Origin of the sequence: Nocardia vaccinii NBRC 15922 (genome assembly GCF_001613305.1) — a bacterium.
In the GTDB taxonomy this organism is placed as follows: Bacteria; Actinomycetota; Actinomycetes; order Mycobacteriales; family Mycobacteriaceae; genus Nocardia; species Nocardia vaccinii.
The window spans coordinates 25,973-48,659 of the sequence record NZ_BDCC01000025.1; the positions used below are offsets into that span (position 1 = coordinate 25,973).

General features: G+C 66.6%; 25 protein-coding genes and 1 tRNA gene. 12 read left to right on the forward strand and 14 right to left on the reverse strand.

Going from position 1 to position 22,687, the window contains the following annotated elements:
• Positions 1-65: 65 nt before the first annotated feature.
• The gene (locus NV1_RS18020; RefSeq protein WP_067892786.1) at positions 66-674 is read right to left on the reverse strand and encodes a TetR/AcrR family transcriptional regulator; all 609 of its coding nucleotides are present in this window, start codon (positions 672-674) and stop codon (positions 66-68) included.
• Positions 675-779: 105 nt separating this feature from the next.
• On the opposite strand from NV1_RS18020, the gene NV1_RS18025 reads away from it, so the two are divergent.
• From NV1_RS18025 to NV1_RS18040, 4 genes are read left to right on the forward strand one after another with little or no spacing between them, the layout of a single operon-like run.
• Positions 780-2,009, forward strand: a complete 1,230-nt coding sequence (locus NV1_RS18025; protein ID WP_067892745.1) for an alkane 1-monooxygenase — start codon at positions 780-782, stop codon at positions 2,007-2,009.
• Positions 2,009-2,197 carry a rubredoxin gene (locus tag NV1_RS18030; protein WP_067892747.1) on the forward strand — a complete coding sequence of 63 codons (189 nt, stop codon included), beginning with the start codon at positions 2,009-2,011 and terminating at the stop codon, positions 2,195-2,197. Before NV1_RS18025 ends, NV1_RS18030 begins: the two co-directional genes overlap by 1 nt.
• Positions 2,194-2,379 carry a rubredoxin gene (locus NV1_RS18035; protein ID WP_067892748.1) on the forward strand — a complete coding sequence of 62 codons (186 nt, stop codon included), beginning with the start codon at positions 2,194-2,196 and terminating at the stop codon, positions 2,377-2,379. Before NV1_RS18030 ends, NV1_RS18035 begins: the two co-directional genes overlap by 4 nt.
• A complete protein-coding gene (locus NV1_RS18040) occupies positions 2,376-3,602 on the forward strand; it encodes an NAD(P)/FAD-dependent oxidoreductase (RefSeq protein WP_067892750.1) in 1,227 nt (408 codons plus the stop codon). Before NV1_RS18035 ends, NV1_RS18040 begins: the two co-directional genes overlap by 4 nt.
• Positions 3,603-3,885: 283 nt before the next feature.
• On the opposite strand, the gene NV1_RS18045 is transcribed toward NV1_RS18040, so the two are convergent.
• From NV1_RS18045 to NV1_RS18070, 6 genes are read right to left on the reverse strand one after another with little or no spacing between them, the layout of a single operon-like run.
• Positions 3,886-4,743, reverse strand: coding sequence for an amidohydrolase family protein (locus NV1_RS18045; RefSeq protein WP_067892752.1), 858 nt, complete (start codon positions 4,741-4,743; stop codon positions 3,886-3,888).
• Positions 4,744-4,788: 45 nt separating this feature from the next.
• Positions 4,789-5,772 (reverse strand): substrate-binding domain-containing protein, encoded by a 984-nt coding sequence (locus NV1_RS18050; RefSeq protein ID WP_067892754.1) that lies wholly within the window; start codon positions 5,770-5,772, stop codon positions 4,789-4,791.
• A 49-nt stretch (positions 5,773-5,821) separates the two neighbouring features.
• A complete protein-coding gene (locus tag NV1_RS18055; RefSeq protein ID WP_067892756.1) occupies positions 5,822-7,471 on the reverse strand; it encodes a thiamine pyrophosphate-binding protein in 1,650 nt (549 codons plus the stop codon).
• On the reverse strand, positions 7,468-8,523 hold the full coding sequence (locus tag NV1_RS18060; RefSeq protein WP_067892788.1) for an amidohydrolase family protein: 1,056 nt from the start codon (positions 8,521-8,523) through the stop codon (positions 7,468-7,470). The genes NV1_RS18055 and NV1_RS18060 overlap by 4 nt, the downstream gene beginning before the upstream one ends.
• Before the next feature lie 21 nt (positions 8,524-8,544).
• Positions 8,545-9,399, reverse strand: a complete 855-nt coding sequence (locus NV1_RS18065; RefSeq protein ID WP_067892758.1) for an HpcH/HpaI aldolase family protein — start codon at positions 9,397-9,399, stop codon at positions 8,545-8,547.
• Positions 9,396-9,956 carry an SRPBCC domain-containing protein gene (locus NV1_RS18070; protein WP_067892760.1) on the reverse strand — a complete coding sequence of 187 codons (561 nt, stop codon included), beginning with the start codon at positions 9,954-9,956 and terminating at the stop codon, positions 9,396-9,398. The genes NV1_RS18065 and NV1_RS18070 overlap by 4 nt, the downstream gene beginning before the upstream one ends.
• Before the next feature lie 360 nt (positions 9,957-10,316).
• Between NV1_RS18070 and NV1_RS18075 the strand changes: the two genes are divergently transcribed.
• The 6 genes from NV1_RS18075 (at position 10,317) to NV1_RS18100 (ending at position 15,786) form a co-directional block, all read left to right on the forward strand.
• Entirely contained in the window at positions 10,317-11,204 is an 888-nt protein-coding gene (locus NV1_RS18075; RefSeq protein WP_157117088.1) for an ABC transporter substrate-binding protein, read from the forward strand.
• Positions 11,201-12,019 carry an ABC transporter ATP-binding protein gene (locus NV1_RS18080; protein WP_067892762.1) on the forward strand — a complete coding sequence of 273 codons (819 nt, stop codon included), beginning with the start codon at positions 11,201-11,203 and terminating at the stop codon, positions 12,017-12,019. Before NV1_RS18075 ends, NV1_RS18080 begins: the two co-directional genes overlap by 4 nt.
• Position 12,020: 1 nt before the next feature.
• A complete protein-coding gene (locus NV1_RS18085) occupies positions 12,021-12,890 on the forward strand; it encodes an ABC transporter permease (protein WP_067892764.1) in 870 nt (289 codons plus the stop codon).
• 8 nt (positions 12,891-12,898) lie between these two features.
• A complete protein-coding gene (locus NV1_RS18090; RefSeq protein WP_067892766.1) occupies positions 12,899-13,756 on the forward strand; it encodes an amidohydrolase family protein in 858 nt (285 codons plus the stop codon).
• 36 nt (positions 13,757-13,792) lie between these two features.
• Positions 13,793-14,824 (forward strand): ABC transporter substrate-binding protein, encoded by a 1,032-nt coding sequence (locus tag NV1_RS18095; protein WP_084525494.1) that lies wholly within the window; start codon positions 13,793-13,795, stop codon positions 14,822-14,824.
• 167 nt (positions 14,825-14,991) lie between these two features.
• On the forward strand, positions 14,992-15,786 hold the full coding sequence (locus tag NV1_RS18100; protein WP_245713784.1) for a GntR family transcriptional regulator: 795 nt from the start codon (positions 14,992-14,994) through the stop codon (positions 15,784-15,786).
• 7 nt (positions 15,787-15,793) lie between these two features.
• Here the strand turns inward: NV1_RS18100 and NV1_RS43610 are convergent, their stop codons facing one another.
• A complete protein-coding gene (locus NV1_RS43610; protein WP_157117090.1) occupies positions 15,794-15,931 on the reverse strand; it encodes a hypothetical protein in 138 nt (45 codons plus the stop codon).
• 54 nt (positions 15,932-15,985) lie between these two features.
• Here NV1_RS43610 and NV1_RS18105 point away from each other — a divergent pair, with 54 nt between their 5' ends.
• Positions 15,986-17,008: an ABC transporter substrate-binding protein gene (locus NV1_RS18105; protein ID WP_067892771.1), complete on the forward strand. Its 1,023-nt coding sequence runs from the start codon at positions 15,986-15,988 to the stop codon at positions 17,006-17,008.
• A gap of 29 nt (positions 17,009-17,037) precedes the next feature.
• Positions 17,038-17,907, forward strand: a complete 870-nt coding sequence (locus NV1_RS18110; protein WP_067892772.1) for an ABC transporter permease — start codon at positions 17,038-17,040, stop codon at positions 17,905-17,907.
• Positions 17,908-17,917: 10 nt separating this feature from the next.
• On the opposite strand, the gene NV1_RS18115 is transcribed toward NV1_RS18110, so the two are convergent.
• The 6 genes from NV1_RS18115 to NV1_RS18140 form a co-directional block, all read right to left on the reverse strand.
• Complete coding sequence (locus NV1_RS18115; protein WP_067892774.1) at positions 17,918-18,550, reverse strand: DUF2461 domain-containing protein; 633 nt, start codon at positions 18,548-18,550, stop codon at positions 17,918-17,920.
• 9 nt (positions 18,551-18,559) lie between these two features.
• Entirely contained in the window at positions 18,560-18,949 is a 390-nt protein-coding gene (locus NV1_RS18120) for a hypothetical protein (protein WP_067892776.1), read from the reverse strand.
• Positions 18,950-19,026: 77 nt separating this feature from the next.
• Positions 19,027-19,347: a hypothetical protein gene (locus NV1_RS18125; RefSeq protein WP_245713785.1), complete on the reverse strand. Its 321-nt coding sequence runs from the start codon at positions 19,345-19,347 to the stop codon at positions 19,027-19,029.
• A 395-nt stretch (positions 19,348-19,742) separates the two neighbouring features.
• Positions 19,743-20,723, reverse strand: a complete 981-nt coding sequence (locus NV1_RS18130; protein ID WP_067892778.1) for a ribose-phosphate diphosphokinase — start codon at positions 20,721-20,723, stop codon at positions 19,743-19,745.
• Positions 20,720-22,210, reverse strand: coding sequence for a bifunctional UDP-N-acetylglucosamine diphosphorylase/glucosamine-1-phosphate N-acetyltransferase GlmU (glmU, locus tag NV1_RS18135; RefSeq protein WP_067892780.1), 1,491 nt, complete (start codon positions 22,208-22,210; stop codon positions 20,720-20,722). The genes NV1_RS18130 and glmU overlap by 4 nt, the downstream gene beginning before the upstream one ends.
• A gap of 110 nt (positions 22,211-22,320) precedes the next feature.
• Positions 22,321-22,391: transfer RNA gene (locus NV1_RS18140), tRNA-Gln, on the reverse strand.
• Positions 22,392-22,687: the final 296 nt, after the last annotated feature.

Below are 22,687 nucleotides of genomic sequence, written 5' to 3' on the forward strand. Positions count from 1 at the left end.
CTCCGTACGTAGCCCGGACCGCCAACGATCCGGGCTACGGTGCTCGGTCGAGGCGTGGTGCCGCGCTAAGCCGACATGCCGGTGAACACCTGGGTTATCACGAGGGCGACCTGGGAAACCGCGTGGTCGATCGGGCCGATCGGCTGGAACAGGTGGCTCAGGGTCAGCCGGACCAGGATTTCGATGAGGGTGGTCAGGTCGTCGTCGGAGAGTGCGGGCAGGTCGTAGCGTTCGCGCATGGCGGCGATGAGGGCTGTGAGGGCGCGGCCGAGCACCGGTTCGGGCTCGGTGACCAGCGCGGGGAGCAGGGTGGTATCGCCGCTGTGCCGACCGGATAGGACGGCCTTCAGCAAGGTGTTGTCCGCGCCGGTGCGCAGGGTGTATTCGGCTGCGCGGGTCATGCCGGTGATCGGGTCGGCGGGGTGCTCGGCCAGGGTGTCGACGATGCCGCGCAGGAAGGCGCCGAGTTCGCGTTCGATCAGCGCGTCGGCCAGGGCCTGCCGGGTGCCGAGCTCCTTGTAGAGCACCGGGCGGCTTATTCCCACATCCTTCGCGATGCGGGACATGTTCACCGCACCCCAGCCCTCGGTGCACACCACGTCGCGGGCGGCGTCCAGGGCCCGTTCGCGCAGGAGAAGGCGCATCTCGCTCTGAAAATTCGGCGCATCAGCCACGGCGATCATCGTACAGCAGAACCTCGATTGACTCTGTCGTTGACAACTGGTCTTAAGTTGTATTCACTAGATACACATTCTGCAATTGTGTAAACGGAGCGCGATATGACGACATCTCGGATCGGCGAATCGGGGCCCAGCGCGGCCGTGCCCCGGCAATGGCGCGATCGCAAGCGATACCTGTGGCTGCTGGGCCTGGTCGCGCCGACCGCGCTGCTGGTCGCGGCGGCGCTGGTCTGGGTATTCAACTGGTTCGGCTGGCAGGCGGTCAGCCCCGTCTGGTGGTGGATCGGCCCGATCCTGGTCTACGTGCTGCTGCCGATTCTGGATCGGTTCTTCGGCCCCGACGGGCAGAACCCGCCGGATGAGGTGATGGAGCAGCTCGAGAACGATCGGTACTACCGGTACTGCACCTACGCGTATATCCCGTTCCAGCTGATCAGCCTGGTCTTCGCGAGTTATCTGTGGACCGCGTCGAATCTGTCCTGGCTGGGCGTCGAGGGCGGTCTGAGCGTGGTGTCCAAGATCGGCCTGGCCCTGAGCATCGGCACGGTGGGCGGGGTGGGCATCAACACCGCCCACGAACTAGGGCACAAGAAGGACGAACTCGAACGCTGGCTGTCGAAGATCACGTTGGCGCAGACCGCTTACGGCCACTTCTACATCGAACACAATCGCGGCCATCATGTCCGTGTCGCCACTCCGGAGGACCCCGCCAGCGCTCGCTTCGGCGAGAATTTCTGGACCTTCCTGCCACGCAGTGTCTGGGGGAGCCTGCGCTCGTCGTGGGAGCTGGAGAAGGCCCGGCTCGGTCGAATGGGCAAGGGCCCGTGGACGATCCGCAACGACATCCTCAATGCCTGGCTGATGACGCTCGTCCTGTGGGGCGTGCTGACCGCGATCTTCGGGCCGGCGATCCTGCCCTATCTGGTCCTGCAGGCCGTCTACGGTTTCTCGCTGCTGGAGACGGTGAACTATCTGGAGCACTACGGACTGCTGCGGCAGCGGACCGCGACCGGACGCTACGAGCGCTGCACCCCGGAACACAGCTGGAATTCCGATCACATCGTGACCAACATCTTCCTGTACCACCTGCAGCGGCACAGCGATCATCACGCGAATCCCACTCGGCGATACCAGATCCTGCGCAGTATGGACGGTGCGCCGAATCTGCCCAGCGGGTACGCCAGCATGATCACGCTGGCCTATTTCCCGCCGCTGTGGCGCAGGGTGATGGACCATCGGGTACTGGAGCATTACCAGGGCGACATCACCCGCGTGAATATTCAACCCGCGCAACGGGAACGGGTCCTGGCGAAGTACGGGGCGCGGTGATGGCCGCATTTCGCTGTCCGGTCTGCGATTACGTCTACGACGAGGCCGAAGGTGCCGCGCGCGAGGGATTCCCGCCCGGAACACCCTGGTCCGAGGTGCCCGACGACTGGTGCTGTCCCGACTGCGGCGTCCGGGAGAAGGTCGATTTCGACGCCGTCACCGATACGTCCGGAAGGAATACCCGATGACCACCGATTACAGGCTTTACCGTTGTCTGCAATGCGGTTTCGAGTACGACGAGGCGCTGGGCTGGCCAGAGGACGGTATCGCGCCCGGTACCCGCTGGGCCGACATCCCCGAGGACTGGTCTTGCCCGGATTGCGGTGCGGCGAAGATCGATTTCGAGATGGTCGAGGTCAGCCGCGCATGACGAACCGGATCGTGATCGCGGGCGCCGGACCGGCCGGAGCGACCGCGGCCCGGACCCTGCGCGCCGAGGGATACACCGGCAGGATCGTGCTCGTCGGCGCGGAACACCACGGCCCTTATCGCCGCCCGATGGTGTCGAAGGATCTGCTTGCCGGCACGCGTGAGATCGACCGCTGCCTACTCGAGCCCGAAAAGTTCTGGGCCGAAAGCGATATCGAACTGCGCGTGGCGACCAGGGTCGCCGATATCGATATCGACCGTCGCCGACTGTGGCTGAGCACCGGCGAACCGCTGGATTACGACGCGCTACTGCTGGCCACCGGTGCGCGGGCGCGACGCCTGGAACAGCATCCGCCCATGCGGGTTCGCTCGCTGCGTGGCGTTGCCGATATCGCACCGCTGCGTGCGGCGATCGAGAGCGGCCCGCTGCTGATCATCGGCGCCGGCCTGGTCGGCCTCGAGGTCGCTGCCACCGCGCGAGGCCTCGGCGCGGAGGTGATGATTCTGCACGCCGGCACCACACCCATGGATCGCGCTGTGCCACCGGAGGTTTCGGCTCTGGTCCGAGATCTGCACGCGGAACACGGTGTGCGGATCGAGAACGACGTCCGCCTCGCCGAACTCGACCAGATCGACCGCGGTGGGATCGTCGCGACCGCAACCGACGGGCGCACCTGGGCGGCCTGCTCCGCCCTGGTCGCGATCGGCGCGCTCCCCGACACCGCACTCGCGAGAACAGCCGGGATCGCCGTGGACGACGGCATTCTCGTGGACGAGCGGTATCGCACCTCGGCTTCGGGCATCTACGCCGCCGGCGACGTGGCCAGCCGCTTCAACCCCCTGCTCGGCCGCCACGAACGCGGCGAACACTGGAACAGCGCACTGGCCGACGGTAAAGCCGTCGCGAAATCCATGCTGGGACAGGAGATCACCGATATCGATATCCCGTGGGGCTGGTCCACGCAGTACGGTGTGAGCATCCAGTTCACCGGTCGGCCCGCGGCATACGACGAACTGGTCGTCCGCGGATCGATCGAATCCCGCGACTTCACCGCACTGGCCCTGGAACAAGGGGCGCTCGTCGGCGCGGTAGCCATCGGCCGCCCCCGAGACATCAGAGCGGCCCGCGACCTCATCGCTACCGGCGTCGTCCGCACCACCGCGGCCTGGGCCGACGAATCCACGGATCTCGCCGACGCTGTGCCGGTGCCGGCAGCGCGCTGAGCCTTCGCCTACCCGTGCCCGCAACGCTCTCGGGCACTCGAACCGCCACGGCCGCAATCTGTTTCGCGCCCAACCGTCCCCGAGAAGTGGTGCCGGTCCCGGCCGTTCGTTTCCGGGCGCGGCCGGGACCGGAGAATGCCGCCCGAGCGCGAACAGTATCGCTTCGGCCGCGCCGCAGTCCGCGGCCGACCGGGCTGATCAGCCGGGTACGCAACGCATTCGCCGAGGTGCTGCTCGACCCGGCAGTGCGGTGTGCTGGGCGATGACCGCCGTACGACCGACGTCACCCTTGTCCGGCGAGGCCGTGGTACAGGCGACGTGCGGTCCCGGCGAAGATCTCCTCGCGATCGGCCTGGGGCACGCCGGTCAGCACCGCCTGGGCGAGAGCCAGCAGTTCGGGGAGGCACTGTTCGGCGGCCGGGAGGTTGGAGCCCCACGCGATGCGGTGTGCGCCGAATGCGCTCAGGACCGGGTCGAGGAAGCCCGCGGCTTCCCTGCCGACGTCGCGGAGGGGTTCGAGGTTGCGGTGGGTCAGTTTGAGGTGCAGACCGGGGTGCTGGGCCAGGCTCGCCACTTCCTTGCCCGCGGCCGTGGGCGATGCGGTGATATCGGGGTAGCCCATGTGGTCGAGCAGGACGTAGACCGAGGGGAATCGGCGCAGCAGTTCCTCGAGTTGGGCGGTCGCGGGGCCCAGCCGCATCTGCAGGCAGACGGTGACGCCCAGATCGGTGGCCTTCTCCCAGAACGGATAGGTCTCCGGCGCCGCGAACCACTCGCCCTGGATGGGTACCGTACTGCCGCTGGTGAACAGCCGAACCCCGGACAGGCTGCCCTCGCCCACGACCGCGGCGAGGTTGTCCGCGGCATCGGGCCGCAACGGGTCCACCGTCCCCACCGCGATGAACCGATCGGGCCGCCGCGCCCGGCTGTCCAGCACGTAGGAGTTGTCGTAGCCGTACGCGGTGGTGGCCTGGACCAGCACCGACCGGGCGATCCCGGCCTCGTCCATGGCCGCGATCATGCCGTCCGCGGTGACCGGGCGGGTGGACGCCCAACCGGACTGCTTGCCGCCCAGCGGTGCGCGGGGGTAACGGTTCGTATCGTCGGAGATGATGTGACAGTGCGTGTCGATGATGTCCATTGCTGATCTTTTCCGTTGTAGGACAGTCTTTTCCGGCGGACGAGCTCAGGCGTCGGGATAGTCGCCGTCGTCGAACAGGCTCGCGGGCTCACCGGGGAAATCGGGGTCGAGCAGGCCCTGGTCCCGGGAGAACTTCACCAGCGCGCGCAGGCCGGCGTCATTGGCGTGCAGGCCGTAGGGGATCGGATCGCCGCCGATCCGTTCGGCCTGCCGACCCAGTCGCGGCAGCGCCGACCACTGCGGGTCCGCCGCGACCTGGCGGCGCTTGCTCTCGGCGAATGCGGCGTACAGCGCGGTCGGCAATTCGGGATCGCGCCGGACGAGTTCGCTCCGGATCGCGATCACCGAGTGCAGCGGGTAGATCCCGGTGCGCAGATACCAATCGGTGGCGAGCACGTTGGGCTCGGAGAACAGCGGGTACGGCCCCTCGTCGCCGGCGGGCTGCTGCGCGGCGGTGGCCTGCCAGCCGGTTCGCGGTGCGCCCGCGCGCCCGGTTCCGGCATTACCGGTGAGTGCGGCGTCGATATCGCCGGCGCGCAGCAATTCTCCGAGCGATCGGCCGTCGGAGACCCGCTCCACGTTCGCGGGCGCGCGGCCCTCGATGTGGTCGTCGTCGTCCACGACCCAGGTGATCGAATCGGTGTCGACGCCGTATTCGTCGCGCAGGATGCCGCGCACCCACACCCCGGTGGTCACGGTGTAGGCGCGCACGCCGATCCGCTTGCCCTCCAGGTTCTTCGGGACGCGAATGCCGGATTCCGCACTGCACTGCACATCGCCGTGGTGGAAGCGGCGGTTGAGGAAGACCGGGATCGCGGTGAGCGCCACCTCGGCCTGCAACGCCATCAGGTAGGAGGTCGGGGCGAGTTCGCACACGTCGAATTCGAGATCGCGGATCATCCGCCGGTACGCGCCGATGACCGGTTCGACCGTGACCGGTTCCACGGCATACCCGTCGATCGCGACGTCACCGTCCAGCAGCGGCTGCGCGTGCGCGTATTTCCCCAGGACCACCGAAAGCTTGTTCATGTCTTGCCTTTTCGTTCGGATGTGAATGTGGCCGATCGGACCGGGCGGCTCAGACGTCCTCGCCGTACTGGATGCGCCGGTAGGGCACACTCAGCACGTCGCGGGTGATCCGGACGTCGATCACCGTGGGCCCCGGTGCGCGGACGTATTCGGCCAGCGCGGAGCGCAATTCCTCGGTGCTGCGCACCGTGGCGCCGTTCCCGCCGAGCGATTTCGCCACCGCGCCCAGCTCCGGGGTGGGGATCAGCGCGAGTTCCGCGTCCAATCCCTTGGCCTTGGACTTGTGGTACTCAGCACCCAGCCCCTCGTCGTTCATGACCACAACGAGTACGGGAAGCCGGTAGCGGCAGGCGGTTTCGAATTCGGCGAGGTGCATCAGGAAACTCGCGTCGCCCTCGACCACGAACGTCGGTTCCCCGGTGGCGACCGCGATGCCGATGGTGAGCAGCGGGGCCTGGCCGATGGCGCCGAACATGCCGTAGTTCGAGGTGATCTCGCGCGAGCGCTGGAACAGCATCGTGCCGAAATCCGTCTGATGCCCGCTGCCCAGGACCAGGCCGATCTCCCCGGGCAGTTCGGCATCGATCACCGCGATCGCCTCGCGCGGGTCGAGAAGGCCGTTGCCGCCGCGGTATTCGGCCGGATCGATCAGCGGAGCGGTCAGGCGACGGTGCACCTCGACGGTGTGGAAACCCTCCAACTCGATGCCGCGGGCGTCCAGCGCGGCGGTCAGCCCGTCCAGGCCGCTGATCGCGTCGGCCTGGACGTAGCAGTCGGCCACCCGGCCGTTGCCCATCACGAGGTGCGGTGCGGTATCGATCTGCACGAAACTGGCTTCGGTGAACAGATATCCGCTTTCGATCGTGTAGTGGTTGAGGCTCGCGCCCACCGCGATGACGCAGTCGGCCTCCTGTAGCAGTTCCATCGCGACCTTGCTGCCGAACAGGCCCGCGATCCCGACGTGATAGTCGGTCTCCCCGTACAACCAGTTCTTGGCCTGTAGGGTCGTGGCCAGCAGCGCGCCCGTCCTACGTTGCAGCGCAAGGATTTGCGCTCCGGCGTCGGCCCGCCGTGCCCCGCGCCCGCCGATGATGACCGGCCGCTTGGCCGCCGCGATCAGCTCACATGCCCGTTCGATCCCTTCCGGATTCGGCAGCAGCGTCGGTATCCGGATCAGATCGGTGGACGGGGCGTAGTCGTCGAAACTCTCGAACTCCTGCAACTGCACGTCGAAGGGTGCGCTGATCAGCACCGGCCGGGATTCGGTCCGGGCGCGGTAGAACGCCTGCTGGACAATGTCTTCGGCCGAGTCCGCCTTGGTCACCTGGAGGAATTCGGCTTCGATCGCGGCGGCGAACCGGCGCTGATCGAGGTACTGCACGGCCGAGGTGTCACCCAGGCTCGTCTCCCCGCAGAAGGCGACCAGTGGAATCCGGGCCCGGCTCGCCACGATCATCGAGGTGGCCAGTTGCGCGGTGCCGGGGCCGCTGGTCGTGGTCACCACGCCGGGACGTCCTGTGGCACGGGCGAATCCGTGCGCCATACTCAGCCCGGCCCCCTCGTGACGCACCTCGTACAGACGCGTTCCGTGCCCTGCCAGGGCGTTCATCCAGTGCATGTTGGCATCGCCCATCATGCCGAAGACGTGGGTCGCGCCCTCGGCGGCGAACGCGTTCGCGAGCGCTTCGTAGACCTTCACTGCGCAACCTCCTGCTGCTTCGTGTTCTGCAATGCCGCCGCCAGACGCGGAAAGACGCGTAATGCGTTGTCGCCGTAGATGTCCGCGCGATCCTGGTCGGTGATCGAATCGATGGAATCCAGAATCGCCTTGGTGTCGTCGAAGCGGCGTCCGGTCTCCGGGTCCACGCTGCGGACCGCGCCGATCATCTCCGACGCGAACAGCACGTTGCGCGCGGGAATGATGTCGGTGAGCAGTTCCAGACCCCGCTTGTGGTAGACGCAGGTGTCGAAGAAGACGTTGTGCAGCAACGCTTCTTCCAGCGGCGGGCGGCCCTGATCCAGCATCACCCCGCGATAGCGGCCCCAGTGATACGGCACCGCGCCGCCGCCGTGCGGCAGGATGAACCGCAACGTCGGGAAGTCCTCGAACAGGTCCGACTGGCACAACTGCATGAACACCGCGGTGTCGCCGTTGAGGTAGTGCGCACAGGTGCCCTGGATCGCCGCGTTGCGGGACATCGCGACGTGCACCATCGCGGGCACGTCGAGTTCCACCAACTTCTCGTAGAGCGGGTAGTAGATCCGGTCGGTCAACGGCGGTGCCTGCCAATATCCGTCGGACGGATCGGGATTGAGCAGGCAGCCGACGAAGCCGAGTTCGGTGACGCAGCGTTCCAGCTCCGCCGCCGAGGCGAGCACGGATTCGGCCAGCGCGTCACCGGGCGACTGCGGAAGCTGGCACGCGCCGACGAACCGGCCGGGGAACAGCCCGCACACCCGCGCGATGAGGTTGTTGCTGACCTGCGACCACGCCAGGCTGGTCTGCGCATCGCCGTAGTGGTGCGCCATCTTTCCCGCACCCGGCGAGAAGATCGTGAGATCGGTGCCGCGCTCGACCTGGAGTTTCAGCTGTCCCTGCTCGATGGCGGCGCGGATCTCCTCGTCGCTGATCTCCAGTTCGCTCGACGCGACGCGCGCGCCCGAACCCTCGAACGACTCGATCTGGCGCGCACGCCATTTTCCGAGTGCGGGTGGGGCCGTGGTGAAGTGACCGTGACAGTCGATGATCATGAAATTCTCCAAAAGTGCTGATCAGGAGCGGCCGGTGAGTGTTCGCCCGAGTTCGAGACCGGGGTGGCTGCGCACCGGCGCGGACATCAGGAAGCGGTAGCCCTCGTCGAGAACCTGTTCGACATTGGCCGTGGTGACGTGCGGGTGCCCGACCACGACGCCGTATTCGTGGCAGATCCGCACGATCCGCTGCCGGGCCTCGACCATCAACGGATGGTCGAGTTGGCGCGGCACGCCCAATTCCTGGCTCAGGTCGCCCTCGCCGATGAGGATCAGACCGATTCCGGGCACCTGCTCGAGGATCGCCGGGAGGTTCTCGATGCCGAGCTGATCCTCGATCTGGATCACGACGAGGATCTCGCCGTCCGGATCCAGCGGCCACACATCGGCTTTCGCGTAGTACTCGGCGTTGGAGATTCCCCAATAGCGGGCGGCGGCCGCCGGCGCGTCGCCGCGCAGACCGGCCGGTTCGAAGCTGTCCACACCGGGCAGTCGCGGATACCGGCATGCGGCGACGGCGTTGCGCGCCTCCTCGACGCGGGAGATGTGCGGCCAGACGATGCCGTAGGCGCCGAGGTCGAGAGCCTGCTTCGCATGCCACTGACCGAATTCCGCGCCGTTGACCGGAACCCGGACCAGCGGGGTCGGGGAGGGTGCGAGCGTCTCGGCCTCGAAGATCTGCCGCCGGTTCAGCAGATATTGCAGGCTGTCCCGCAAAGTCGTTGCGTCCCAAGGCTTGTGCTCGGACTCGAAGACCAGGCCGTCGTAATCGCTGGTGGCGAAGTCCAGGGCGACGGCGGGTTCGGGTGCGGCGAACGCCGCGAAGGCGTGCCCACCCGATTCGAGAGCGCCGATCACACTGTTCAGCCTCGTCATCGAAGGGCCTCCCGTCGGCTCTGCGACTTCTGCGTGAGGCGTCGCCACAACTCGCCCAGGCGAACCCACCAGGACCGCCGCGCCGGGACCACGGTGACCTCCTCATCGCCCGCGCAGCGGCGGACGAGTTCGTCGGCGAAGTCCTTGGTCATGCGGGAGATGACCGCTCCGGCGCCGGCTTCGATCAGCGGTACGAGCTTGCCGGTGAGGGTGATATCGCCCCGGACGCCCACTCGCGACGTCCCGGCCGCCGGGCCATGGGAGACGCCGAAGGTGGCGTTGGCCCGATACCGCGTCGCGCCCTGTCCGTCGTTACCGCGGGCGGTCAGGTGTCCTTCCTGGCTCTCCGGGTCGAGATCCAGGGCGATGCGGGCGCCGAATTTCACCCGCACCGCACCGAATTTCACCACCAGGGCGCCGTCGAACGAGCCGTCGTCATGGGATGCTCCGAGTTCCGCGCCGCGGATGCAGCCCACGACCTGCGAGGGGTCCGAGACCACCTCCCAGACCCGGCCGGGCGGGCAGGGGACGTCGATGTCTTCTGTGATCGTGATCAAGGCAAGGGACCTCGCTTGGCTCGGTGGCGTCGGACGGGCCGAGCTCGGCTGCGGGCGGACGCCGGAGTTGGTGCTGTGACTGCGGGAAAGCTGTCTTCAATCGCCTAGATTGTTTAACAACTTTCCAAGGCACGTTAGCAGCGGGTCGTCAGATCGGGCAAGATACTTGCCGTGATACCGCAACGGTGTTAGCTTGATCCCACATCTTGTTAGACAATCTGCGTTGAGAGCGATGGTTCGACCTCGCCCGCCCCTCGAATCGCATCGAAAAAATGTCACGCCCCGAGCGGTCACCCCGTGCGGCGCGATCGCGGACGACGGCCGGGCCACGCGCGAAATGCATTGGGAGGCTGGTGGACAGTGAAGACCTACACAGCGGCGGTTCGCGACTACCTGTACACGACACCGGTGAAATCCGGCGAGCGCGCACCGCGGAACTGCCGGGTCGAATTCGCGGAGATCGAACCGATCCACCGGGCGTTCGCCCCGATGGTGCGAGAGCTGGAGTTCGACTTCTCCGAACTGGCGCTGGCCACCTATCTACAGGCCCGTGAGGCCGGTAAGGAACTCAGCCTGCTGCCCCTGTCCCTGCACGGCAACTTCCATCACCGGTCGATCTGCCGGTTGGCCGGCGGTTCGGTCGAGAATCCGAAAGACTTGGCGGGCAAGCGCGTCGGCGTCCGGGCCTATACCCAGACCACCGGGATGTGGGTGCGCGGAGCGCTGGCCGAGGACTACGGGGTCGACCCCGACGACATCACCTGGGTCACCACCGAGGGACCGCATGTGGCCGAATATGTCGAACCGGCCAATGTCGAACGAACCTCCGGCGCACTGGTCGATCTGGCCCGATCGGGTGATATCGCCGCGGTCGTGATGGGCCCGAAGGCCGTGCCCGCCGGCGCCCCGCTCGAACCGCTGATCCAGAACTTCCGCGAGGTCGAGAACGCCTGGTACGAGCGGCACGCGACGGTGCCGATCAACCATCTGCTGACCGTGCGCACCGACGTGTTGCGCGAGGACCCCGAAGCCGTGCGCGGCGTTTGCGAGGCCTTCGCCGCCGAGATCGACGCGTGGACCGCGAAGTCCGAGGCGGGCCCACGCGGATTCGGCCACGGCCGCACCGAGAGCATCCGCGAATCGCTGCGACTGGCCATCGACTATGCGGCACAACAACATCTGATCAGCGGCAAGCCGAGTGTGGACGACCTGTTCTCCGACTACGACCGTTACCTGGGTGAGCGATGACGGCCGCGGCGACACCGCGGACGGCGGTCCAACCGGCCAAGCTGGCGGTCGACGGCGTATCGCGCAGCTTCCGCTCGATGGCCGACCGCAAGCGCGCGAAATTCGTCCAGGTCCTGAAGAACATCTCCTTCGAGATGTACGAGGGTGAGATCGTCTCGGTCGTCGGCCTGAGCGGATGCGGTAAGACGACATTGCTGCGCATCATCGGCGGACTGCTCGACCCCGACGCCGGGACGGTCCGAGTCGACGGCCGGGAGGTCAGCGGCCCCGGCCTCGACCGGGCCATCGTCTTCCAGCAGGCCTCGCTGCTGCCCTGGCGCACCGCGCTGCGCAACGTGCAGTTCGGCCTGGAACTCAAGCGGACCGCCAAGGATGTGAGCCTGGCGCGATCGCGCGAGGCGCTGGAACTGGTCGGCCTGAGGGATTACGAGCGGTACTACCCAAAACAGCTCTCCGGCGGTATGCAGCAGCGCGTCGGACTCGCGCGGGCGCTGGCCGTGGATCCGCAGATCCTGTTGATGGACGAGCCCTTCTCGGCCCTGGACGCCCAGACTCGCGAAGGGTTGCAGGCCGAACTGCTGCAACTGCAGGCGACCACCCGCAAGACGATCATGTTCGTCACGCACGACCTGGACGAGGCGGTCTACCTCAGCAACCGGATTCTGGTCCTGCTCCCGCATCCCGGACGCGTGCACAAGATCATCGACGTGAACCTGCCCGGTCCGCGCGGCTCGGTCGACGAAGTGAAGTCCGATCCCGCATTCCTCGTCGCACGCGACACCGTAGCCCACGAAATCCGAGCGGGAGGCGATTGATATGACGACGATCCAGAACCTGGTTCGCGGATCCGCGACAGCGCGGGGATCCCAGCCCTCGGATCAACCCACCGCGGAGGAACGCGAGTGGGCCCTACAGCAGCGCCGGGCGCGCCTGCGCCGCCTGGGGCTGGTGTGGTCGCTGCGGCTGGCCGTGGCCGCGGTGCTGCTCATCACCTGGCAGATCGTCGGGCAGAGCAACCCGCTGTTCACCTCCTATCCGACGGCCGTGGCCGAGGCGGCCTGGGAGCAGATCACCTCCGGAACGCTGTTCGTCGCCATCGGGCAGAGTTTCCAGATCCTGGCCATGGGACTGGTGCTCGGTGTGGTGGCCGGCGTCGTGGTCGGGCTGATCATCGGGCGCTACGCGCTGGTCGCGTCGTCGGTGGAGTGGATCATGAGCGCGCTGAACGCGACACCGCTGCTGGCGATCATCCCGCTGGTGATCGTGTGGTTCGGCCTGGGCATCGAGTCCAAGGTGATCACGGTGTTCATGCTGACCGTGTTCTCGATGCTGTTCAACACCGCCGCCGGCGTGCACGAGGTCGATCAGCACGTGCTCGACGTCAGCCGGGCGTACATGGCCTCGGAGGGACAGGTCTTCCGCAAGATCATCCTGCCGAGCGCGGTGCCTTTCATCATGACCGGTCTGCGCATCTCGATCGGCCGGGCCCTGATCGGTACGGTCGCCGCCGAATTCTTCACCGGTATCTCCGGACTCGGCGGGCGGATCCAGACCTACGGCGCGGCCTATCAGACCGACTCCATGCTGGTCCCGGTGCTGACCCTGATGCTGATCGGTGTCGCGCTCACCGGTGTGGCCCGCCGGCTGGAGAAGATCGCCGCGCCGTGGCGCGAACAAACGAGGTGAGGACGAGAATGGCACTCTTCGATTTGCATACGCACATCATTTCCCCGGACACCGGGCGATATCCGGCCCGTCCGCTGGGCGGCAATCGGTCGACCTGGTCCTCGGAGCGGCCCGCCTCGCTCGATCAGTTGCTGCGGTCGCTCGACGAGGCCGGGATCGAACGGGCGGCGGTCGTGCAGGCGGCGACGATGTACGGATTCGACAACAGCTATGTCGCCGATTCCCTTGGCGCGCATCGGGATCGGCTGATCGGCGTCTGTTCGGTCGACCTGGTCGCCGACGACGCCCTGGAGCGGATCGACGAGTGGATCGGCGACCGGGGGTTCTCCGGGGTGCGAGTCCGGGCGGCCGACGGCACCACGCCGGTCGCCAATGCGGCGAGCCTGGACGATCCGCGACTGGAGCCGGCGTGGTCCCGCCTGGCGGCGGACCGGATTCCGGTCTGCATCCAGATGCACTCCCACCACGCGCCGGTGCTGGCCTCGGTGCTGCGCCGGCATCCCGGACTGGTCGTCGCGCTCGATCACGGCGCCCGGCCGAATCTTGCCGGCGGACCGCCGTATTCGGGGCTGAGCGAGTTGTTCGAGCTGACCGCCTTCCCGAACGTATTCCTGAAGATCACCCCGATCACGATCCGCCGGGCCGCGGCCGAACCGGACGGCGATCCGGCGAAGCTGATCGCCCGGCTGGTCGAGGGATTCGGCGCGGAGCGGATCGCCTGGGGTTCCAACTTCCCCGCGTCCGCGGGTTCGCTCGCCGAACTGCGCGCCTTCGTCGAGAACGCCCTCGCCGAACTCGCCCCCGAGCAGCGCGCCGACATTCTCGGCGGCACGGCGACCCGGCTCTATCCCGGGCACGCCGGCTAGCCCCGGCCCCTTCTCATCCTGGACTCGGAGACAGTAATGAACCATGCAACGACGCATGTCCAGCGTTCACCCGGACGCTTGTCTCGTCGCGGCTTTCTCGGTCTGACCGCCGGAGTGGGCGCGGCGGGGCTACTGGCGGCCTGCGGCAGCGACCCCAACACCGTCCGGATCATCAACACCTCCGCCACCGCGGCTGTCGCGCTCAACCAATTGCTCAGTGACGGAAAGTATTTCGAGAAATTCGGGGTGCAGGCGAAGATCTCCAACGTCAGCTCCGGCAATCAGGTTCTGGCCGCGGTCGCGTCGGGGTCGTCCGACCTCACCATGACCAGCGGACTGATCGGCATCCTCCCCGGCATCGAGAAGGGGATGCGGCTCAAGGTCGTGGGCGGCACGCAGGTCGTGTCGACCAGCGCCCTGTTCAGCAGTGACCCGCGGATCACCTCCGCCCGCGACCTCGGCGGCAAGACGCTCGGCGTGGGGGCGGTCGGATCGGAGCTGTACGCCGTATTCGCCGCGCTGCTGGCCAAATACGGGATACCCAAGGAGAGCGCCACCTTCCGCAATGTCGGCAGTAGCGCGGATTCGCTGAAGGCGGCCCTGGCCGGACAGGTCGACTGCGGGTACGGGCAGGTCGGCAATCAGGTGCTCGCGAAGAAGCGGAACACCCGGATGATCGCCACGGTGAACGAGGAACTTCCACTGTGGATGAACAACGCGGCGGTGGCCTCGACCCAGGCGATCTCCGCGAAGCGCCCCGCGATGGTGAAGGTGCTGGCCGCCTACGCGCAGTTGTTCAGCTACCTGTGCACTCCCGAGTCCGAGGACCCGTATGTGCGGGCATATGTGGGCGCCGGGGGGTCCCAGGCCGAGGGCGAGCTGGAGTGGCAGTTCGTCAGCCGGAACGCGGCCTACTCGCCGACGCTCGAGTTCCCGGCGAACAAGGCGGAATTCATCCAGCGGCAGAACGTCGCCAGTGGCAGCCAGAAAAAGGTGATGGCGTACAACAGTTACACCGATCTGTCACTGCGTGCCGAGGCGCTGGCTCTGGCTCTGGCTCGGAAATAACCGCGGCGCGCACGCGATCGGGGCGGCCGGAACCCCCGGTGGCGTGCGCGTTTCGGCCCGCTCGATCGGACGCCGGGCGTCGAGGCATGTCCGCGATCGCGAAAGTCCGACATATTGTGCAACAATACTGAACACAAGTATCCGGCCAGTTCGAATCGTGCTGGATGATGATCGAGCAATCGCAGGGCAACGTTCCGGTGTTGTTGAACAACATGATGCTGTGGGCGTTGTCCCCGAACCCGGGGAGGTATTACGCCATGGTGGTGACCGTGGGTAACGAGGTCGGCGCGGATTCGGTCGCCAACCGGACCGCGCAGGCGTATCAGGATCTGCGCACGCTGATCCTGTCCGGACACTACGCGCCGGACTCCCGCCTCACCGAATCGGAACTCACCACGCAGCTCGGGGTTTCGCGCGGTACGGTCCGGTCGGTGATCGCGCGGCTCGCGCAGGAGGGGTACGTCACCACCGAGGTGAACCGCGGTGCCCGGACCCGCTCGTTCACGGTGGACGAGGCCGTCGAGATCCTGGAGACGCGTGCGGTGCTCGAAGCGGCCCTGGCGGCCAAGGCCGCAGAACGTGCGACCGACGCCGACATCGCCGCGATGACCGAAACCTGCCGACGCATGTGGGATCACCAGAAGCCCGGCGGGCGTGACGAATACGTGCGACTCAATCACAGGTTCCACGAACAGATCCGGCAGGCGGCGCGGCAGTCCACTCTCACCAGATTCGTGGACAGCCTGCTGTATCCGCTCGTACTGCGCCAGTACAGCAATGCCGACCGCACGAATCCGCGGCTCGAGTCCGTCAAGGAGCACGAGGCGATCCTCGCCTCGATCGTCACGCACAACCCCGAGGCGGCCGCGGCGGCCATGCGGCACCATCTGTCCGCGGTCCGGCGGGCGCTGCAGCTGAATTTCGCGGTGCCGGGCGATTCCTCGCACGCCGACAGCTGCTAGTTCGGCATCAGTCCGACGTTGCGGCGTAATCGGTTGGGGCGGAACACTTCTGCTCGATACCGGCGAAGCGCCAGATCAGCGCGGAGGCAACCCAGGTCAGGACGAACAGTCCGGCGATGCTGTAGCCCAGCAGGTTCATGTCCACCCCGCCGATCCAGCCCCAGAAGTCGCCGCCCTCGCGCCTCGGTGGCTGAGTGTGATGCGCAATTCGACAGTGGCGCGGTGCATTCGGCTCGGTGTGCTCGCGGCGGTTCTGGTCCTCGGCGCGGCGCTGGTGACCGCGTGCGGCGACGATTCCGACGGGCGCACAACGGTATCCGTCGGTGTCGGGGGAAGCATCTTCGACACGCAGCTGCATGTGGCCGATGCCAACGGCTACTTCCGCGCCGCCGGTCTCGACGTCGAATTCGTGACGTTGACGGCCTCGATCGGCGCGGCGGCGCTGGAATCGGATTCGGTGCAGTTCTACAACGACAGCCCGACCGACTTCCTGACCGCCGTCGGCCGCAAGATCCCCGAGGTCGGGGTGTCGATGAACGCGGTGGGCAACCCGATCGGTCTCATCGTGAGCAAGAAGTTCGCCCAGGCGCACGGGTTGACCGAGCGGACTCCGCCCGCGACGGTGGCCAAGGCGCTGATCGGTTCGACCGGCGGGGCGAGTTCGGCCACGACCAAGGGGCAGGCCGGAATCTTCATGCGCGCCTATGGTGTTCAGCCGTCCAGCGCTCGCTATGTGATGTTGCCCAGTCCGGCCGCGGACAAGGCGGCGCTGAACAACAACCAGATCGACTGGTTCGTCACCTCCGAGCCGATTCCGCTGGCGGTCCAGGCAGCCGGTGACGGCGTCGTCGTGGCGAGTCCGGAAACCGTTCCGGCGTGGTCGATTCCGAAGACCGGATACGGCCAGATCGTGGTGGCCCGGCAGAGCTACGTCCAGTCGCACACCGACATCGTGCGGAAGTTCGTCGGCGCCATCCAGCAGGCCACGCAGTACATGCATGCGCACGAGAACGAGTCGCTGGGTGTCGCGAAGAAAGTTCTGACCGGCATCCCCGACGCGGTGCTGCTACGCAGTCTGCGGCAGGTCGATTGGCCCGAGAGCAACACCATGAACGATTCCGGATGGAAAACCACCATGGCATTCCTCGATGCCGAGAGTGCGCTTCCCGAGGGAACGAAGATCACCCACTCCAACTGGACGAACGAGTATCTGCCGCAATGACGTTCAGGGTGGACCCGGAAGGAACCGAAATGGTAACCGCGGAGAATATCGAACAGAAGACGAGAAAAGCCGAAACCGTCGTACCGGCGCGAAAGCGGACGAAAGGCGCGGGATGGAGCAATGGCACGGTCGTGGCCACGCGCATCGTGGTGATCGCCGCATTCCTGGCGGTGTGGCAGTTGGTGAGTGGGCGGCTGATTCCGGATTACGCGATCAGCCGGCCGACCCAGGTGGCGGTATCGCTGTGGAATCTCCTGATCTCCTCGAAGGGATGGACCGATATCTGGGCGACCACCGTCGAGGTGGTGGTGGGTTTCGGTCTCGGAATCGCACTCGGCACCGTGCTGGGTTTGGTGCTCGGCTCTTTCAAGACGGCCGGCCGGGTGCTCGAACCGCTGATGGCGGCGATCAACGGCATTCCCAAGATCGCGCTTGCCCCGCTGTTCATGCTGTTCTTCGGAATCGGCGCCTGGTCGAAGATCACCATCGCCGCCATGGGTGTGGCTTTCGTGATGTTCTACAACCTCTATCTGGGGCTGCGGCAGACCGATCACGAACTCGTACAGGGAATTCAGATGATGGGCGGGCGCAAATACCATGTGCTCTTCCATGTGACGATTCCGACGCTCGCCTCGCCGTTCTTCGCCGCGCTGAAGGCGGGTGGCCCGCTGGCCATTCTCGGCGTCATCGGCGGGGAGTTCATCGCCTCGTCCAAGGGTGTGGGCCACGAATTGTTCAATTCCGCGATGGCACTGGATGCCGCCGGGGAGTTCGCCGGGCTGATCATCCTGGTGGTGATGACCCTGATCCTGAACGGGATGCTGAGCGAACTGGATTCCTACGCCCTGAAACGTCTGGGCCTGGGCGTCCGTCGTCCCGCGCAACGCACCCGGGCGTGACCTCGCACGCTCAACCGACCACGGCCGCAAGCCATTCCACGACCGGGCGCATCGCCTCCCAGGAACCGCGGATATGTTTGGCGGCGCGTGGCGTCTCCAGCCAGGAGGGTGCGCCGAACTCGCGGCTGACGACGAGGGATCTGTGTCGCAGCAGGTCGATGCGGGGGTGGTCGGCCGGATAGCCCTTGGGACGGGTTTTGAGGCGGTCGCCGCCGACGGTGTACCCGGCGGCGGTCAGCGCGGCGAGGATGCCTTCGAGTTCGGGCCCGCGAACCTCGTCGTCGATGGTGCCGCGCAGCCGCGAAAGTTGTTCCGGGGACGCGGAATACAAACCGCCCGCGACGAAAAGTCCCGGGGCGCCGATCTGTACGTACCACCCCGCGCCCGGGGCGACGTGCGCCACCGCGCCCTGGTGGTTCTTGTAGGGCGTCTTGTCCTTGGCGAAGCGCACGTCGCGGTAGGGCCGGAAGATCTTGGCCGGGCCGAAGTCTTTCTCCAATTCGGCCACCAGCGCGGCCATCGGCTCGCGGACCGCTGAATCGTAGATGTGCTTGTGCGCGGTCCAGAACGCCTTCGAATTGTCGGCTTCCAGATCCTCGTAGAAGTCGAGTCCGGCCAGCGGGAACCCGATGAATCGGCTCATGGTGTCAACTTAGCGCGACCCGTCGAGGGTCAGATCTCGCGGGGCGAAGTGGTACACGGCCAGGCTCACCACCGTGGCCAGGATCGAGGCCATACCGGCCCATTTTCCGAGACGTTCGCCGCGCACATGCCCCACCGCGCCCAGGATCGCACCGATCGGACCGAGCAGCCAGAGGCAGGACAGCAGGGTGAGCCCGGCGCAGACGAAGGCGATCGCGGAGAACAGCCCGGCGACCGGGTGCATCGGCGATGAGGTCGGAACACGGTGTGGCGGAACGGGATCAGGGCCGAGGCGTTTCCAGGTTCCGACCGCTTCGTCCTCGGGGGAGCCGGGGCGCTCGGGCCGGTGGCCGCCCGGGTACTGCCAGCTGGCGTCGGGATTGTCGGATTCCGTTCCCACGCCGCATCCCCTCGCTATCGGTGATCGTCTGTACGTAGTGGTTACCACGACAGGACCATCCGCGCGCGGTGACCGGCTCAGTCACCTGGTTCTTCGACCACTTCCATCGCCGCGAGTTCGGCCGGTCGATCGTCCTCGGCGCGTTCCTCGTCCCGGTGCCGCCGCCGGGTCCAGGACTGATCGAGATCGCGGGAGATCCCTTGCCGTCCGCCGTCCTCGTGATAGTCGATGATCAGATTGGCCGGCGGATCGGCGATGTACCGCTGGTAATCGCGCACCTCGTCGGCCTGCTCGTCGTCCCCGAGGTCGTAGTCGAGGTCCACTTCGTCCTCGTTCATGTCCAGCACCTCCTCGACCAGCGCATCCCGCTCCTGATCCGGTCCCGATGCCGTGGTCATGGCACACCGCCTCTCCACCGCAAGCCACCATGGCTGATAGCCCAACGCTACCGCCGATCGCCCTCGGATAGAACGCCGAGACAGCATCCCTTACCAACAACAAGCAGGCCCGGCCCGCGGAGTATGACCCACGATGCCGCAGGCGACCCCGCCGAAGAGGTGAGGCCACTCCTCAGCCGGGCCACTTCGTAACGTGCCCAGCGGCGAAGCATCTCCGTTTCGCTGGGAGCCGCCCGCGAAGCGAAAGGTTCAGCACGCCAGCTCCGAGGTTTTCGGCGCGGGCTCGTCGTTCAGCTCTCGAAGCGCATGGCCGAAGGCCGAGTCTCGAGGGGTGAACGACGAGCCATGAAGCGCGCCGAAAACAGCCGTAGCGAAGCGGAGGCCAAAAACACAGCTCAAGCGTTCCCGTTGAACAGCCCGGTTACCGACCCATTCTCGAAAACCTCGCGAATGGTCCGCGCCAGCAATGGAGCAATCGACAACACCGTCAATGACGGGAACTTCTTGTCCTCGGTGATCGGCAGCGTATTGGTGACGATCACTTCCTTCGCGCCGCAGGAGGACAACCGCTCGGCAGCCGGGTGGGACAGCACCCCGTGGGTGGCGGCGATGACGACATCGCCCGCACCGGCCTCGCGCAGGACGCGTACGGCCTCGGCGATGGTGCCACCCGTGTCGATCATGTCGTCGATCAGGATGCAGGTGCGGCCCTCGACCTCACCCACCGGCCGGTGCGACTTGACCTGGTTGGGAACCAGCGGGTCGCGGGTCTTGTGGATGAATGCGACCGGCGCGCCGCTGAGCGAGTCGGCCCACTTCTCGGCGACCTTGACCCGGCCCGCGTCGGGGGAGACGACGGTGACGTTCTCGGTGGAGTAGTGGGTGCGCACGTACTCCGACAGCTGCACCAGCGCGTGCATGTGGTCCACCGGGCCGTCGAAGAAGCCCTGGATCTGATCGGTGTGCAGATCGACGGTGATGATGCGGTCCGCACCGGCGGTCTTGAGCATATCCGCGACCAGGCGCGCGGAGATGGGCTCGCGGCCGCGGTGCTTCTTGTCCTGCCGCGCGTACGGGTAGAACGGCAGCACCGAGGTGATCCGCTTGGCCGACCCGCGCTTGAGCGCGTCGATCATGATCAGGTGCTCCATCAGCCACTCGTTCAGAGGGGCCGGAAAGCTTTGCAGCACAAAGGCGTCCGAGCCGCGCACGGATTCCTCGAACCGGACGAAGATCTCGCCGTTGGCGAAGTCGCGAGCCGTTTGCGGGGTGATGGAGACGTCCAGCTCCTTCGCGACCTGCTCGGCCAGCTCGGGGTGAGCGCGCCCCGAGAACAGCATCAGGTTCTTCTGGTTATCGGTCGAGAACGCGGTCACTCTCTGTTGCCATCCTTTTGCTCGGTTGCTTGACTCGCTGTGTCTGCGGCCTCGATCGCCTCGGCCGCGGCCTGTGCTGATGCGGTCCCTGGACGTTTCCGCTGCACCCAGCCCTCGATATTGCGCTGCGCACCGCCAGACACGGCCAGAGCGCCGGGCGGAACGTTTCTACGCAGCACAGTACCCGCCGCCGAATAGGCTCCGTCACCCACCGTGACCGGGGCGATGAACATGGTGTCGCTGCCGGTCCGGACGTGTGAGCCGATGGTGGTGTGATGTTTGTCGACGCCGTCGTAGTTGACGAACACGCTGGACGCGCCGATGTTGCTGTACTCGCCGATCGTCGCGTCGCCGACGTAGGTCAGATGCGGCACCTTGCTGTAGGCGCCGATCGAGGCGTTCTTGGTCTCCACGAATGCGCCGAGCTTGCCGGAAATCCCGACGATGGTGCCGGGCCGCAGATAGGCGAAGGGGCCGATGGTGGCCGAGGGGCCGATGGTCGCCCCCTCGCCGTGCGTGCGCACCACGCGCGCGCCGTCGCCGACGATCACATCGGTGAGCGTGCTGTCCGGGCCGACCTCGGCGTCCTCGCCGACGACGGTGTTGCCCATCAACTGCACCCCGGGCCGTAGCACCGCGTCGCGGCCGATCCGCACGCCGGCGTCGACCCAGGTGGTGGCCGGATCGATGATGGTGACGCCGGCGCGCATATGCCGTTCGAGGATGTAGCGGTTCAGAGTCCGGGCCGCCGCGGCCATCTGCACCCGGTCGTTGACGCCGGTCACCTTGTGCGCATCGATCAACCGCGCGCCGTGCACCGGATGTCCGGCCTCGCGGGCGAGCTCGAGCACATCGGTCAGGTACAGCTCGTGCTGGGCGTTGGCGGTGGTGAGCCGACCGATCATGACCCGGAGCACGCTGGCGTCGAAGACGTACACGCCCGAGTTGACCTCGCTGATCGCGGCCTGTTCCGGAGTAGCGTCGGCATGCTCGACGATCCCGAGCACCCGGCCCTTCTCGTCGCGGACGATGCGGCCGTATCCGTTCGGATCCTCGGGCTCGAACGTCAGCACGGTGACCGCGGAGCGTTCGGTGTAGCTGCGATGTTCGTCGAGCAGGGCCGAGAGGGTGTGCCCGTCCAGCAGCGGCACGTCGGCGGAGGTGACGAGCAGATCACCGGTGAAGTCCTCCGGCAGCGTCTCCAGTGCGCACTGCACGGCGTGCCCGGTGCCGAGCTGCTGTTCCTGGATTGCCGGGACGATTTTCCGATTCAGTTCCGCCGCAACGGCATTCACCGCGGCGCCGACCTGCTCACGGTCGTGGCCGATGACGGCGACGAGGTAGGTCGGGTCGATCTCGTCGGCGGCATGCAGCGCGTGTGCGAGCATGCTGCGTCCGGCCATCGAGTGCAGCACCTTGGGTGTCTTGGACCGCATTCGAGTTCCGGCTCCGGCAGCGAGAACGACGACGGCGGTCTGCTGTGGCATGGATCTCCCTCGGCTGGCGTCGTCGGGTGTCGTCGTCAGTATCGGATGTCTCATCGGTAGCGCACCGTGATGTGTCGGGCGCGGATCACCATAGTCACCGCGCTCCCGAGCTCCGCCGCCAGGACTCGAACCTGGACTAACTGAACCAAAATCAGTGGTGCTGCCATTACACTACGGCGGATTGCCACACCGGCGGATCCACGAACCCGCCGCTGCGCCACGGCATGCGCGTAGATCCTCGCATGCAAGGCCCGCAATCCGCCACTCTGTACCGCCTCGCACCCCCGTCTCCCCGCGATTGCACCCCCGTCTCCCCGCGATTTCAGCGTGTCGTTGGGTGGTCGGCGGCTCGGGCGTCGGGCCGGCGGTTGGGAGCGGGTCGGGTTTCGGGGGTGCCCGGGGAGTTACCCATGTGCGTGCGAAATCAGTCGTTGCGCCGAGCGGATCGGTCGGTGCGGCGAGATTTGTGTTGCGGGG